The 12889-nt window shown below is 68.8% G+C and carries 17 protein-coding genes; 6 read left to right on the top strand and 11 right to left on the bottom strand.

Going from position 1 to position 12889, the window contains the following annotated elements:
* Positions 1-9: 9 nt before the first annotated feature.
* The 4 genes from ACZ63E_RS27525 to ACZ63E_RS27510 form a co-directional block, all read right to left on the bottom strand.
* On the bottom strand, positions 10-525 hold the full coding sequence (locus ACZ63E_RS27525; RefSeq protein ID WP_465338992.1) for an OsmC family protein: 516 nt from the start codon (positions 523-525) through the stop codon (positions 10-12).
* Positions 526-599: 74 nt separating this feature from the next.
* Positions 600-2873, bottom strand: coding sequence for a M4 family metallopeptidase (locus ACZ63E_RS27520; RefSeq protein WP_465338991.1), 2274 nt, complete (start codon positions 2871-2873; stop codon positions 600-602).
* A gap of 320 nt (positions 2874-3193) precedes the next feature.
* Positions 3194-3709 carry a peptide-methionine (S)-S-oxide reductase MsrA gene (msrA, locus tag ACZ63E_RS27515; RefSeq protein WP_465338990.1) on the bottom strand — a complete coding sequence of 172 codons (516 nt, stop codon included), beginning with the start codon at positions 3707-3709 and terminating at the stop codon, positions 3194-3196.
* A gap of 91 nt (positions 3710-3800) precedes the next feature.
* Positions 3801-4007: a tautomerase family protein gene (locus tag ACZ63E_RS27510; RefSeq protein WP_465338989.1), complete on the bottom strand. Its 207-nt coding sequence runs from the start codon at positions 4005-4007 to the stop codon at positions 3801-3803.
* A 115-nt stretch (positions 4008-4122) separates the two neighbouring features.
* Here ACZ63E_RS27510 and ACZ63E_RS27505 point away from each other — a divergent pair, with 115 nt between their 5' ends.
* Together ACZ63E_RS27505 and ACZ63E_RS27500 are read left to right on the top strand one after the other, a co-directional pair.
* Complete coding sequence (locus ACZ63E_RS27505; protein WP_465338988.1) at positions 4123-4809, top strand: TetR/AcrR family transcriptional regulator; 687 nt, start codon at positions 4123-4125, stop codon at positions 4807-4809.
* 121 nt (positions 4810-4930) lie between these two features.
* Positions 4931-5314: an STAS domain-containing protein gene (locus ACZ63E_RS27500; protein ID WP_465338987.1), complete on the top strand. Its 384-nt coding sequence runs from the start codon at positions 4931-4933 to the stop codon at positions 5312-5314.
* A gap of 62 nt (positions 5315-5376) precedes the next feature.
* On the opposite strand, the gene ACZ63E_RS27495 is transcribed toward ACZ63E_RS27500, so the two are convergent.
* Positions 5377-6243, bottom strand: coding sequence for a LysR family transcriptional regulator (locus ACZ63E_RS27495; protein ID WP_465338986.1), 867 nt, complete (start codon positions 6241-6243; stop codon positions 5377-5379).
* Between the two features lie 87 nt (positions 6244-6330).
* Between ACZ63E_RS27495 and ACZ63E_RS27490 the strand changes: the two genes are divergently transcribed.
* Positions 6331-6783: a nuclear transport factor 2 family protein gene (locus ACZ63E_RS27490; RefSeq protein WP_465338985.1), complete on the top strand. Its 453-nt coding sequence runs from the start codon at positions 6331-6333 to the stop codon at positions 6781-6783.
* 7 nt (positions 6784-6790) lie between these two features.
* Here the strand turns inward: ACZ63E_RS27490 and ACZ63E_RS27485 are convergent, their stop codons facing one another.
* Both ACZ63E_RS27485 and ACZ63E_RS27480 read right to left on the bottom strand, forming a co-directional pair.
* On the bottom strand, positions 6791-7096 hold the full coding sequence (locus ACZ63E_RS27485; RefSeq protein WP_465338984.1) for a hypothetical protein: 306 nt from the start codon (positions 7094-7096) through the stop codon (positions 6791-6793).
* Positions 7097-7105: 9 nt separating this feature from the next.
* The gene (locus tag ACZ63E_RS27480) at positions 7106-7342 is read right to left on the bottom strand and encodes a three-helix bundle dimerization domain-containing protein (protein ID WP_465338983.1); all 237 of its coding nucleotides are present in this window, start codon (positions 7340-7342) and stop codon (positions 7106-7108) included.
* A 150-nt stretch (positions 7343-7492) separates the two neighbouring features.
* On the opposite strand from ACZ63E_RS27480, the gene ACZ63E_RS27475 reads away from it, so the two are divergent.
* Together ACZ63E_RS27475 and ACZ63E_RS27470 are read left to right on the top strand one after the other, a co-directional pair.
* Positions 7493-8416, top strand: a complete 924-nt coding sequence (locus ACZ63E_RS27475; protein ID WP_465338982.1) for a hypothetical protein — start codon at positions 7493-7495, stop codon at positions 8414-8416.
* Positions 8417-8487: 71 nt separating this feature from the next.
* Entirely contained in the window at positions 8488-8925 is a 438-nt protein-coding gene (locus ACZ63E_RS27470) for a L,D-transpeptidase (RefSeq protein ID WP_465338981.1), read from the top strand.
* Here the strand turns inward: ACZ63E_RS27470 and ACZ63E_RS27465 are convergent.
* Together ACZ63E_RS27465 and ACZ63E_RS27460 are read right to left on the bottom strand one after the other, a co-directional pair.
* A complete protein-coding gene (locus ACZ63E_RS27465; protein ID WP_465338980.1) occupies positions 8880-9341 on the bottom strand; it encodes a hypothetical protein in 462 nt (153 codons plus the stop codon). The two genes, ACZ63E_RS27470 and ACZ63E_RS27465, sit on opposite strands and share 46 nt — an antisense overlap.
* Positions 9341-9769, bottom strand: a complete 429-nt coding sequence (locus ACZ63E_RS27460) for a hypothetical protein (RefSeq protein WP_465338979.1) — start codon at positions 9767-9769, stop codon at positions 9341-9343. The genes ACZ63E_RS27465 and ACZ63E_RS27460 overlap by 1 nt, the downstream gene beginning before the upstream one ends.
* Positions 9770-9880: 111 nt before the next feature.
* Here ACZ63E_RS27460 and ACZ63E_RS27455 point away from each other — a divergent pair, with 111 nt between their 5' ends.
* Positions 9881-11242, top strand: coding sequence for an NAD-dependent succinate-semialdehyde dehydrogenase (locus ACZ63E_RS27455; RefSeq protein WP_465338978.1), 1362 nt, complete (start codon positions 9881-9883; stop codon positions 11240-11242).
* 38 nt (positions 11243-11280) lie between these two features.
* Here the strand turns inward: ACZ63E_RS27455 and ACZ63E_RS27450 are convergent, their stop codons facing one another.
* Together ACZ63E_RS27450 and ACZ63E_RS27445 are read right to left on the bottom strand one after the other, a co-directional pair.
* Positions 11281-12591 (bottom strand): tyrosine-type recombinase/integrase, encoded by a 1311-nt coding sequence (locus ACZ63E_RS27450; RefSeq protein WP_465338977.1) that lies wholly within the window; start codon positions 12589-12591, stop codon positions 11281-11283.
* An 84-nt stretch (positions 12592-12675) separates the two neighbouring features.
* Positions 12676-12885: a helix-turn-helix domain-containing protein gene (locus ACZ63E_RS27445; RefSeq protein ID WP_465338976.1), complete on the bottom strand. Its 210-nt coding sequence runs from the start codon at positions 12883-12885 to the stop codon at positions 12676-12678.
* Positions 12886-12889 lie beyond the last annotated feature (4 nt).

Below are 12889 nucleotides of genomic sequence, written 5' to 3'. Positions count from 1 at the left end.
CCTCCGGGTTTATCCCTGAGCCGCCGACAGGGTGACGGCGAACTCCGGCGGCGTCCGCAGCGACTGGAAAACGACGCAGTAGCGCTCGGTCAGCTTCTTGAGCGTGGCGAGCTGCTCTTCGGACGCGTCGGTGTCCAGGGCGAACGAAAGCCGGATCGCGCGGAAGCCGACCGGGGCGTCCTTCGCGACGGCGAGGGTGCCGCGGAAGTCGAGGTCACCTTCGGCGCGCACCCGTCCGCCGCGGACCTCGAGGCCCAGCGACGTCGCGACCGCCCGCAGCGTCACCCCGGCGCACGCGACGAGCGCTTCGAGCAGCATGTCACCCGAACAGGCGAGAGTGCCGTCGCCACCAGTGGCGGGATGCAGGCCGGCTTCGACCACCGCGCGGCCGGTCTCGACCTTGCAGGAGATGCCGAGCCCGGCCAGCTCGGCATCGGCGTGCAAGGTGATGAGCGCGCTCTCGGGGTGTTCGCGGTACTGGTCCTTCAGCGGGCCTTGGGTCGCGCGCAGCGTTTCGGCGTCCATGGCGCGATTGTGCCCCGGAAAACGGAGAAACGGGGAGACCGGTTTCCCGGCCTCCCCGTTTCAACGGTCTAGCTTCAGCTCAGGGTCACAGCCACGTCGTCGATGACGAACGAGGTCTGCAGCGAGCTGTCCTCGGTGCCGCTGAACTTCAGCGCGAGGGTGCCGCCGGCGGCCGACGAGACGTCGATCGTCTTCTGCGCGTACCCGGTGCCCTTGTTCAGGTTGGAGTAGCTGCCCAGCGTCGCGCTGCCGTTGGTGACGGTCAGCTTGTCGTAGGCGGTCGTGGTGGTGGTCTCCGCGGTGTCGATGTGCAGGAAGAACGTCAGGCTGGCGTGGCAGCCCGCCGGGATGCTCACCGACTGCGCGACGGACTCGGTGTGGGTCGAGCCGTAGCCGTCGAGGTAGGCGGAGTAGGTGCCGCCGTGCGCGGGCTGACCCTGCGAAGCCCACTGGCCGATGGCGCCGGTGGTGCCGGTCCAGCTGCCGCTGCCGGATTCGAAGCCGCCGTTGACGATCTTCTGGCCGGAGCAGCCGCCGGTGGTGCCGACGGTCCAGGTGAACGACGCCGTGCCGGTCTTGTTGGCCGCGTCCTTCGCCGTCACCGTGACGTTCGAGGTGCCCGCGGTGGTCGCGGTGCCCGAGATCGTGCCGGTGGAGGCGTTGATGGACAGGCCGGCCGGGAGGCCGGTGGCGGTCCAGCTGTACGGCGCGGTGCCGCCCGAAGCCGACAGCGGCAGGTTGACCGAAGCGCCGGTCACGGTCGACTGGTTACCCGGGTTCGAAACCGTGACGGTGCCGGTCGCCGAGCAGGTCGGGTCGGCCGACTGCGCCGGGACGGAGATCGCGTCCCACGCCGCCTTGACGGTGTTGAACTCGGTGCAGCTGCCCGGGAACAGGTTCTTCGCCGCGGTCAGCGTCCAGGTGCGGTACTTCAGGTAGGAGCTGCCGGAGGTCTTGAGCAGCATCGCGTTGTAGAAGATCTTCACCGCGTTCTGGACACCGATGCCGGTGATCGACGAGCTGTTGCAGGTGGTGCTGGTCGGCTGCCCGTTGGTCGGGTTGGTGCCTTCGGCCAGCAGGTAGAACCAGTGGTTGCCGGGGCCGGCGGCCGCGTGCACCTCACCGTTGGGGACCGAGCTGTCGTAGCAGTTCTTGTCGCCCAGCGCCGACGGGTTGTACATGTTGCGGATCGGGCCGTTGCCGACCAGGTTCACCGACTCGCCGACGAGGAAGTCCGGCGTGTCACCGCCCGCGGGTTCGTTCGCGAACCACTCGGTGGAGGCGCCGAAGACATCCGCGACGAACTCCTGCGTGCCCGCGCCCGAGATGCCACCCGGGGTGTGGTCGTCGATGCCGTGGCCGTGCTCGTGCGCGACGACGTCGATCGAGCCGATCCACTGGTTCTGCGTGTTGTGGCCGATCTGGACCTGGGTGCCGTCGTAGTAGGCGTTCTCGTCGTTCAGGCCCACGCGGATCGGCCAGCCGCCGCCGTTGCCGTCGAAGCTGTTGCGGCCCAGCCACTGCGAGAGCATCTTGTTCTCGGTCTGGGCGGCGAACAGCGCGTCGACGCAGCCGGTCTCGCGGCTGGTGGCGTTGCCGTTGCCCCAGCTGTCGTCCGGGCCGCTGAAGGTGGTGTTGTTGGCCGCGTCCTGGCAGGACGTGTTGGTGATGGCCGGGTCCTTCATCGTGTACGTGCTGCCCGAGTGCGTGGTGTCGAGGTGCACCGGGTTCGGCTTGTTGTACGCGCTGTTGCCGTCACCGTTCATGACGTGCTCCTGCGTGTGGAGCACCTTGCCGGAGGCGGCGTCGACGATGACGTCGAGCCGGCTCGGGCCCTCGGCGTCGCGGCCGACGACGGTGCTCTTCCACGCGAGGGTGGGCGTGCCGAGCGCGTAGACGACCTGCTGCGCGGGGCTGACGCTGTCCACGGCGGACAGCTGCTGCCGCGCGGTAGCCTCGGCGGCGGCCCCGGTCACCTTCCCGGCGGTCGTGGCGAGGTTGATGGTCTGGTCCTGCGCGACGGAGGTGCCGAGCACCTGGCCCGTCGAGTTGGTCGCCACGACGAAGTCGCCGCCCACCACGGGCAGGCCCTTGTAGGACCGCTCGTAGGGGATGTACTGGAGCCCGTTGGTGGCGGAAATCGCTTTCTGGGCCAGGAAAACGTCGTCCGAGCTGGCGTGCAGCGCGGCCGGGCGGCTCGCGACCAGGCCGGCGGCCGCGGTGGCGGCCTGGGCCTGGGCGCTGGGGGCGGCGTTCGGGGTGGGTTGCGCCTGGGCGGTACCGGTGATGCACAGCGCGCCGACGAGGACGCCGGTTGCTGCCAAGACGACAGGACGTCTCAGTTCCATCGAGGAAACTCCTCCGGGCAGGGTGAACCAGGCCCGGGTTCGAGGCCGGGCCGGCTCAAAGGGGACGAGAGGTGGTGCAGCGGAACGGAAATCAGAATCCGGTTCCGGAGCCTCGTGAACAACCGACTAACGTACGGTCTTATCTACCGGACGCAATACTTCCCAAAAAGGACATTCGCCACCATTGGGATTCAATCAGCTGACCGTCCCTTGTGGACTCGGCGGGGATCACCGCCGTTCGGGTGATCTTTGTCGCCGCCGAAACGACGAAGGCCCCTTCGCCGGGGATCGGCGAAGGGGCCTTACGTGGTGCGGATGTATCAGGCGGTCGTCTCGCGCTTCGGCAGCTTCCAGCCCGGGCGCACGAAGTGGCACGTGTACCCGTTCGGAATGCGCTGCAGGTAGTCCTGGTGCTCCGGCTCGGCCTCCCAGAAGTCGCCGACGGGGGCGACTTCGGTGACGACCTTGCCCGGCCACAGCCCGGACGCGTCGACGTCGGCGATCGTGTCCTCGGCGATCCGCTTCTGCTCGTCGTTCTCGAAGTAGATCGCCGACCGGTAGCTCAGCCCGATGTCGTTGCCCTGACGGTTCTTCGTCGTGGGGTCGTGCACCTGGAAGAAGAACTCCAGCAGGTCGCGGAACGTCGTCCGCGACGGGTCGTAGACCACCTCGATCGCCTCGGCGTGCGTGCCGTGGTTGCGGTAGGTGGCGTTCTTGACGTCGCCGCCGCTGTAGCCGACCCGGGTCGAGATCACCCCGGGCTGACGGCGGAACAGCTCCTGCATCCCCCAGAAGCAGCCGCCGGCCAGGACGGCCCTCTCGGTTGACGTGGTCACGGCGTCACTCCTTCTCCTCGTGTGGTGCTGCCACCTGTACAACTTCGGTGGTCAGCCGATGATTCCACGCGGAGATTACGAAGGCCTGACGTCAGCCGGCCTGGAGCTTCGCGAGGGTGAGCACGTCGCCGCCGATGCCCCAGCCGCCGTCGGCGACCTCCTCGACCAGCACCATCGTGTTCCCGCGGGCGCGGTCGCCGTACAGCTCGGCGTAGAGGTCGGTCGTGCGGGTGACGATGAGCTCCTTCTGCTCGGCGGTGAGCGTGCCGGCGGGGACCTTGAAGTTGGCGAACGGCATGGTGTGTCCTCTGCGTATCGGTGTTAACGGATTTCGGGATCGACGCTAACACGCTTCGCGGATCGGCGCTACCGTCTGGTTGATATCGACGGTAACGCCTGGTAGCGTCGTTACTGTGGACTTGAGAACGCGGATCCTGGAGGCGGCGGCCGACCTGCTCTCCCGCTCGGCCGAGGCCGACTTCTCGACGCGCGCCGTCTGCGAGGCCGCCGGGGTCGGCGCGCCGGCGTTGTACCGGCAGTTCGGTGACAAAGAGGGGCTGATGGCGGCCGTCGTCGACCGCGGGTTCGAGAAGTACCTCGCCGGCAAGCGGGCCGCGAAGCCGTCGGACGACCCGGCGCGTGACCTGCGCGACGGCTGGGACAACCACGTCGCGTTCGCGCTCGACAACCCCAACTACTACCGGCTGATGTACTCGGGCCTGTCGACCCCGCCCGGCGCGGCCGCGGAGGCGCACAGCCTGCTGCTGGCGGTCCTGGAGCGTTGCGCGGCCGCGGGCCTGCTCAAGCTGCCGCCGGCGCTCGCCGCGCAGATGGTGATGGCGGCCAACGCCGGCGTCGCGCTGTCGATGATCACCCGGCCGGAGCTCTACCCGGACCAGGAGTTCTCGGTCCGCGTCCGGGAGGGCGTGCTGTCCGGCGTCTTCGCCGACGAGCCGGCCCGGCCGGCCGACGACGTCGCGGCGACGGCGACGGCGCTCGCCGCCCGGCTGCGGGAGGCCCCGCCGGCGGACCTTTCGCCGGGTGAAGCGACGTTGCTGCAGGAGTGGCTGGGGCGCCTGGGTGTCCACAGTGGACGCTGAGCCGGACGGCCGCGCCGGCTGAGCCGTCCGCGTGGCTCCTCGCGGCACAGCGGGTGCCCGGAGTCCCGGGGTGGGACCATGGTCCGCGGTGGCCCCGACCCTGCCCTCGAGGAGGCGCGCGATGCGCGACCAGGACGGAACCTGTGCGGAACGGGCCGCGGGAGTGCTGGTCGTCGAGGTGCGCGGTGAGCTGGACATCACGTCGGTGCTGCGCTGGACGACGGTGCTCGACACCGCCATCTGCGCGCTGCCGAGCCCGCACCTGCTGGCCGTCGACCTGACCGCGCTCACGTTCCTCTCGGCTCGCGGGGCGTGGTCGCTGTTCGAGGGGGTGCGGCGCTGTCAGGTGCGCGGGGTCGCGGGATGCCTGGTCGTGCCGCCGGGCGGAGTGGTCGAGCGAGTGGTGCGGCGGGCGGGGTTCGCGGGTGTGGTGCCGGTCTACCCGAACCGGCTGGAGGCGATCGCCGCGAGCCAGCCGGAGGAGATGCGCTGGCTACCGGCTTGACCGATCGGCCGCTGACTCAGGCTGGCTCGCTGCGGGCTTGACCTCGTTGCCCCCATCCTGACTCAGGCGGGCTCGCGCACCAACTCCACCGCAGCCGCCGTGAAAGCGCGTACTCGCGCGGTCGCCGCCCCGGCCCGCCACACGAGTCCCCACTCCAGCCGTGGTGCGTCGCTCAGCGGCACGTACACGACGTCCGGCCGCGGGTAGTACCGCCGGAGGTGCGCGCCCACCGGGAGCACACCCTCGCCGGCGCCCGCCAGGGTCAGCAGCTCCTGCAGGCCCGCCGACGGCCGGATCTCCGCGTCCGGCGCGTGTTCGTCGAGCCACGGGTCCGGCAGCGCGCACCGCAGCACCGGCACCCGCGCCAGGTCCGCGACCGGCACGGACTCCCGGCGCGCGAACGGATGTCCGGCCGCGACGGCCAGGAAACGCAGCTCGCGCACCAGGACCGGGCCGGTGACCAGATCGGGACCGTCGAGCGGGAGCCCGGCCAGCACGACGTCCACCTCGCCGTCGCGCAGCCACGGCAGGACCTCCGCCGGTCGCACCTCGCGGAACTCGACTCGGCACCCCGGCTCCCGCTTCCGGAACAGCTCCGCGACGCCCGCCAGGAGCTGCCCGCCCGCCGCGTCGCCGAACGCCACGCGCAGCGTGCCCGTGACCCCGCGGCCGGCTTCGACCGCCTTGGCCACGGCCGTTTCGACCGCCGCCCAGGCCGGCCCGAGGTCGGCGAGCAGCTGCCGCCCCACCGGCGTCAGCTCGACGCGGCGGCTGGTCCGGGTGAACAGCGGCACGCCGATCCGCCGTTCCAGCTTCCGGATCGTCAGGCTGACCTGCGCGGTCGACACGTGCAGCCGCTCCGCCGTGCGGCCGAAGTGCAGCTCCTCGGCCAGCACCAGGAACGCCTCCAGTTCCCGCGACTCCGGCACGGCCGACCCCCATCGTCAAGTCCTGCTTGACGATCGTGACACAGGACCACGTTGATCGACTTGCCGGACCGCCCGAGGCTGGAGGCCATGAACACCGACTTGCACGACCGCGTCGAGATCATCGACGCCCTGTACCGCTTCGGCCTCGGCCAGGACCTCAAGGACCGCGAGCTCTTCGCGTCGTCCTTCGCCGCCGACGCCGAGGTCGACTTCCGGCCGGCGGCCGCCCGCTGGGGTGCCGAGCCGACGCCGATGACCGGCCGGGACACGATCGTCGACACCATCCTGGCGCTGTTCGAGGGCCGGGTCGACACGACCCACCAGGTGACGAACGAGCGCGTCCGCGTCACCGGCGACACCGCCCGGCTGACCGCGATGGTCGAGGCCCAGCATCTGCTGAGCGCCGACCACGGCACGCACGCCCTGCTGAAGAACCGCTACAAGGCCGACCTGGTCCGCGACGGCGACCGCTGGGTGCTGCGGCGGGTCGTCATCACCAACGCCTGGTACACCGGTGATCCGGTCGCCATCTTCGGCTGAGGCGCGGTTATTCGCCCCGCATCGACCGGCGGATCTCGGCCAGCCGGTCCTTGGCGGCCTGGTCACGGTCGGCGATCTGCTTGTCCAGCGTCTCGACCGTGTTGTCCGTGCCCAGGCCGGCCACTTCGCTCGCCCCGACCGACGTCGTGTAGCGGTTTTCGATCTTGTCGCGGACGAAGTCGAAGCTGGGCACGCCGCCCTCGCTGTAGTCCGGGTCCGGCAGCGCCGGCGAAGGCACCGCGAGGGCGGCGGTCGGTGTCTCGTCGACGATCTCGCCGTCCACGACGTTCGGATCGTCCTGCGGTTTGTCCATCTCCCGACTTTAGCGCCGGTGCTTGCCGCTCGGCTCCCGCAGCGAGTCACGGACGGCCCGCTCGACGAGGATCGGGACGAACGCGTGGATCCGCGCCTCGTCGAACCGCTGCCGCTCCCGTTCGACGAGGGCGTGCACCGACGGGCGGTCCAGGCTCGTGTAGTCCGCGTTCAGGCGGTCCTCGACCACGTGCAGCTGGAGGTCGAGCTGTTCGGACGCGATCGTGTCGAGCGTCTGCGTAGTCATGCCTGGGTTAATGCCACCGCAGATGTCTCCGGGGTGAACTCAAGATTAACGGCAGGTGATTTGACCGCAGTGGGTAATTCGGCCGTGGAGCGCCGCGCCGCCGTGGGGAATTCTCGGTCCCGTCACGCCGGAGTCCGGAGGGAGCAGACCATGGGTGCCGGGGCCTACCACGCCGAGACGGCGGAAATGGGGACGGTCGTCAAGGCGGTCGAGGACGTCGGGTCGTCCTTCCTGTCGACGACCCGCGACCTGGAAGGCCTGGTGCTGGACGCGCTGTCGTTCGCCGGCATCGGCAGCGGGGTCGCCGCCGCGAACTCGGCGCTGCACTCCTCGCTCGGCAGCGCGCTGCAGAAGTTCCTCAGCCTCATCACGAACGTGAACCAGAACGTCCAGACGGCCGCGAACGGGTACAACGCCGCCGACACCGACGTCGCGCAGGCCTACGGCGGCGGCCAGACCGCCACCACCGCGCAGGGCGGCGGGGGAGCGGCGGCCGCGGCGGCGCCACCGCAGCTGGACCCGCGGGTCGTCGACTCGATCATGCGCTCCGAAGGCGCGACCGGCGAGCAGGGCGGCGTGCCCGAAGCCTACGGCTTCCGGCAGAACATGCACAACGGCTACGACCGGATCATCGCCGCGCGCGAGCAGTACGGCATCGGCAGCGCCGAGGAGCGCGCCGTCGTGTCCGACCTGATGACCGCGAACGCCCGGACGGCGGGCGCGCTCAACTTCACCGACCCCGGCGCGCAGGCCGCGGTCATGTCCGGCGCGCACATGCGCGGCGCCGGCGGGGTCCGCGCGATCATCAACCACATGGCGGGCGACGACATCGTCCAGAGCTCGCGCACGATCAACGACGCGGCGGTCCAGCACGCGCAGGGCCTCACGCCCCAGCAGTTCCAGCAGGAGTTCCACGACGCGCGCATCGAGTACGACCGCCAGGTCTACGGCGACACGACCACCCGCCAGGGCGGGCACACGCAGAACTGGTGGGACCGCTACGGCAACGGGCTGACCCAGCGCTACGACCGTGAGCAGAACGAGTTCCTCCAGCTGTCCCAGCCGCAGAACTGATCTTCCCGGTTCGAAGATCGCAAAACGGGGAACCCTACCCCGTGTAGCCGATCGACAACGGGAGGCACGCGATGAACCGGAGGATGATCGCACTACTGGGCGGGGTCGCCGCGATGGCGGGGACCTTGGGCTTCGCGGGAACGGCCGAGGCGGCGTCGACGCCGTGCAGTGCCGAAGCGAAGGCCTGTGTCCAGCGCAGTTCGAATACGGCGTGGCTGACGGACGGCGCCGGCAACGTCACCTACGGCGGGGTCCCGATCACGGTCGGGCTGCCGAAGTACCCGACCCCGCTCGGGAAGTTCCACGTGCAGTACAAGGACATCGACCACTACAGCAAGCAGTTCAACGGGCCGATGCCGTACTCGGTGTTCTTCACGACCACCGGCGTGGCGTTCCACCAGGGCAGCCTGAAGGTCAAGTCCCACGGGTGCGTGCACCTTTCGCACGCGGCCGCGGTGATGTTCTACAACTCGCTGCACCCCGGTGACGTCGTCGAGGTCGTGTCCTGACCCGTCCGATGTGGACGGTGCAGGAGCACGGCGGTGACGGCGCCGAAGACCAGGTGGTCGAGGATCTGCGGCACGCGCGGTAATGCCCGCACGGCGGGATAAGCGCGTGCCGCGACCCCGAGGTCGAGTGCGGCGATGACCAGTCCGGCCGCCGCGCCCCGGGTGAGCCCGAGGCGAACCCGGCGGGCGGCCGCGGCGAGGACGACGGTCCACGTCGCGGAGACCAGCACGTGCGCGATCAGCCCGGCGGCGACGCCGGGCCGGTCGCGCCGGCCGGGGAGCAGGGTGCCGGCCGCGCGGGTCGCGGCCAGGACGTCCCGGCCGGTGAACAGCGCGTGGGCGGTGGAGGGAAGGCCGCTCACGACGGCGGCGACGGCTCCGGCGCGGACGGCCCGCCTGGTGTCGCCCGAGGTCATCAGCTCGCCGCGAGGTAGGCGGCCACCCGGATCCGCAGGCCACGGATCTGGGGGAGCTCGATCGTGAACGTGCGCGCCGGTCGGTAGCCGGGCCAGGGATCGGCGTGGGTGCACGGCCCGGCGAAGTAGACGAAGCCGTCTTCGTCGTCGTAGCGGCCCGGTGACCACCGTGCAGCGTTGGCCGAGTTTCCGGCCCGCGCCAGCCAGTACGCCTCGTGCTTCATGACGCGTTTGAGCTGCCCGGCGAAGGCCGTCAGCTCGCCTTCCGGCAGGCCCAGGCCGCGACCGCTCCAGACCCGCGGCGCCCTTTCGTACGTGCGCGCGGGGCAGCCGAAGCTGACCGAGCTTGCGGTGTAACGACGGGTCCAGCGACCGGGTTCCCTTGCCAGGGCGGAAAAAGAGGATCCGCCGGTGATCTCCAGCGTCATGGGGGAACGATAGTCGATCACGCGCCGACGGGTACCGCCGCGCGGGTGTCGATCAGTGATCCCATGGTGTATACAGTATGCAGTAGGCTACCGTGGGCACAGGAGGCCACCATGTACTCAGTCACCAACCCCGCCACCGGTGAACGGGTGGCGGAGGTCCCGAACGCGACCGACGACGAGGTCCGCGCCGCGATCGAGCGGGTGCACGGCGGGTTCGCGGCCTGGCGCGCCCGGCCGGTCGCCGAGCGGGCCGCGGTCGTGCTGCGCGCGGCCGAGCTGTTCGCCGAACGCGCCGACGAGCTGGCCGCGATCATGACCCTGGAGATGGGGAAGCGGATCAACGAAGGCCGCGGCGAGGTCGGCGTGGTCGTCGACATCTTCCGCTACTACGGCGAGCGCGGCCCGGAGCTGCTGGCGGACGAGCCGATGCCGATCCGTGCCGGCGAGGCCGTGCTGACGAAGGAGCCGATCGGCGCGCTGCTCGGCGTCATGCCGTGGAACTTCCCGGCCTATCAGGTTGCTCGGTTCGTCGCGCCGAATCTCGTGCTTGGGAACACGATCTTGCTCAAGCACGCTTCGATCTGCCCGCGTTCGGCTGTGGCTATCGAAGAGGTGTTGCGGGAGGCTGGGGTGCCTTCGGATGTTTATGTGAACGTTTTTGCGTCCAGTCGGCAGGTTCCTTGGATGCTGGCCGATCCGCGGTTGGTGGGGGTCTCGTTGACCGGTAGTGAGGGGGCTGGGATTTCTGTTGCCGCTGAGGCTGGGCGGAATCTCAAGAAGTGTGTTCTCGAGCTGGGTGGGTCTGATCCGTTGATCGTTTTGGATACTGATGATCTTGATGAGACTGTGAAGGTTGTTGCCACCGCTCGGATGCGGAACTGTGGGCAGTCCTGTAATGCGCCGAAGCGGATGATTGTTCTTGGGGAGCTTTACGACGAGTTTGTTGATCGGTTGGCTAAGCGGGTTGCCGAGTACTACGTGCCGGGCGACCCGGCCGATCCGGGTACTACTCTGCCGCCGTTGGCTTCTGTTGCCGCTGCTGATGAGGTGGCTGGGCAGGTTGAGAGGGCTGTTCGAGAGGGGGCGACGCTGCGGGCTGGGGGGCGGCGGGTTCCTGGGCCTGGGGCTTTTCTTGAGGCTACCGTGCTCACCGATGTGACGTCGGGGATGGCGGCTTATCATGAGGAGATTTTTGGGCCTGTGGTGATTGTTTTTCGGGCTGAAGATGAGGATGAGGCTGTTTTGCTTGCCAATGACACGCCGTTTGGGCTTGGGGCGAGTGTTTTTGGTACTGATCGGGCGCGGTGCTTGCGGGTTGCTCGGCGGGTTGAGGCTGGGATGGTTTATCTCAACAAGTCTGGGGGGTCTGAGGCTGATCTTCCCTTTGGGGGGATCAAGCGTTCGGGGATTGGGCGGGAGTTGGGGGTTTTGGGGATTGAAGAGTTTATGAACAAGAAGCCGATACGCCTCTGACCTGCTGTTTTGTTGCGTTTGGTCCCGCCAGGCCGCCGTCAGGCCGTCACGGAATCCTGGGCTGTCTGGGGTGCCCGGCGGGGCTTGAACACGCGGTTGGTCGCCGCGCGAGCCCGCTTGTGGCTCGACGGGACGAGGTGGGTGTAGATCCGGAGCGTGTATCCGGGGTCGTGGTGACCGAGGTACTCGGCGACTTCCTTGATCGACACGCCGTTGGCGAGCATCGTGGACGCGAAGAAGTGCCTCATGGCGTGCATCCCGTCCCGGCGTTCGACGTAGTCGAGCCCCGCACTTGCAAAGGCCGGCCGCCAAGCGTGGTACGCGAAGTTCGAACCCTTGATCACATTCCCGATCGGCTGTCCGGCGTAGGCGCTGCGCTTGATCACCCGGCCGATCAGCACGCGCACGGTCTCCGGCCTGCCGCCCGGTTCGAGCCAAGGGAGCGTCAGCGTGACCGGCTCGAAGGTGGCCATGTAGTCGTCGATGTCGTCGAGCACGCCTTGCCCGAGCGGCACCACACGCGTCTTTCCACCCTTGGGCGGCGAGAACACCGGCTGAGTACCGATCCATCGGATCTGACGCTGAACGTTGACGATCATCCCGTCGCGGTCGATGTCGTCAGGGCTGAACCCGAAGATCTCCATCTGCCGTAGCCCGAGGCCGGCCCCGAGCGGCACCGTGACGGTGTACTCGGCGGGCAGGGCGAGCCGGACGGCGCGGACCCGGCTGTCCGGCCACGGGATGACCTTCCGCTGGACGGGCTTGGGCCGCTTGACGCTCTTCGCCCGGCACGGGTTCGCCCGGATCTTCTTGTCGTCGTATGCCGCCTGGAGGATGGCAGACACGGTGTCGAAGAGCACCGCGCGGGTGGACGCCATCAGGCCGCGCCCGCCTTCGCTCTTCGGCCGTTCCAACCAGTCGAGCCAGTCACGAATGGTGTCGGTCTTCGCAGCGACCTTGAGCGGCTTGTCGCCGAGGAAAGGGAAGATCCCGGTCTTGAGATGGTTGCTCACGGTCTGCCGAGTCCCCGCGTCGGCGGACTGGCCCTTGCGCCACTGGGCCGTGTAGTCGCGGAACTTCTCTTCGCCGGACTCGGCCGAGATGTACTCACCGGCGAGCACATCGTGTTGCATCTTGGTCAGGAAGGTCTTGGCCTTCGTGAGTTGCTTGTCCGGAAAGGACTTGCTCCGCTCGTTGCCCTCGGGGTCGTAGTAGCGGGCCTTGTACCGATCGCCTTTGCCGAACAGTTCGGTCTTCTCGCGGACCGGGTGACCCTTGGCGTTGAAGACCGGCTTGTCGTGCTCGTCCTTCTTCTGCCGCCACCAGCGATCCTGGACGTGGCCTTTCATCGGCTCTCCTATCTTGGTTGTGTTCGATACGGCTTCACCCCATGCCCGAGGTTGACCGGGCATGGGGTGTCGTGGCCGGACTTCTTACGCGGCACCGTCGTGGCTGAGCTGGTCGATCCAGGCTCGTACCGTGTCTGGCGAGTACCGCACGTGTTTTCCCATTCGAACCCACGCGGGGCCGTAGCTCTTGAAACGCCAGTCCCGCAGGGTCTTCTCGGGTATCCCGAGGAAAGTGGCCAGGTCCTCAGGCGTCCACAAGCCTTCGATGCTCACCACCTTGATCCGTGCACTCATGTCT

This window comes from Amycolatopsis sp. NPDC104819, assembly GCF_055583145.1.
Note: the sequence above shows the minus strand (reverse complement) of the source record. Positions and strands in the feature narration are given on the sequence as shown.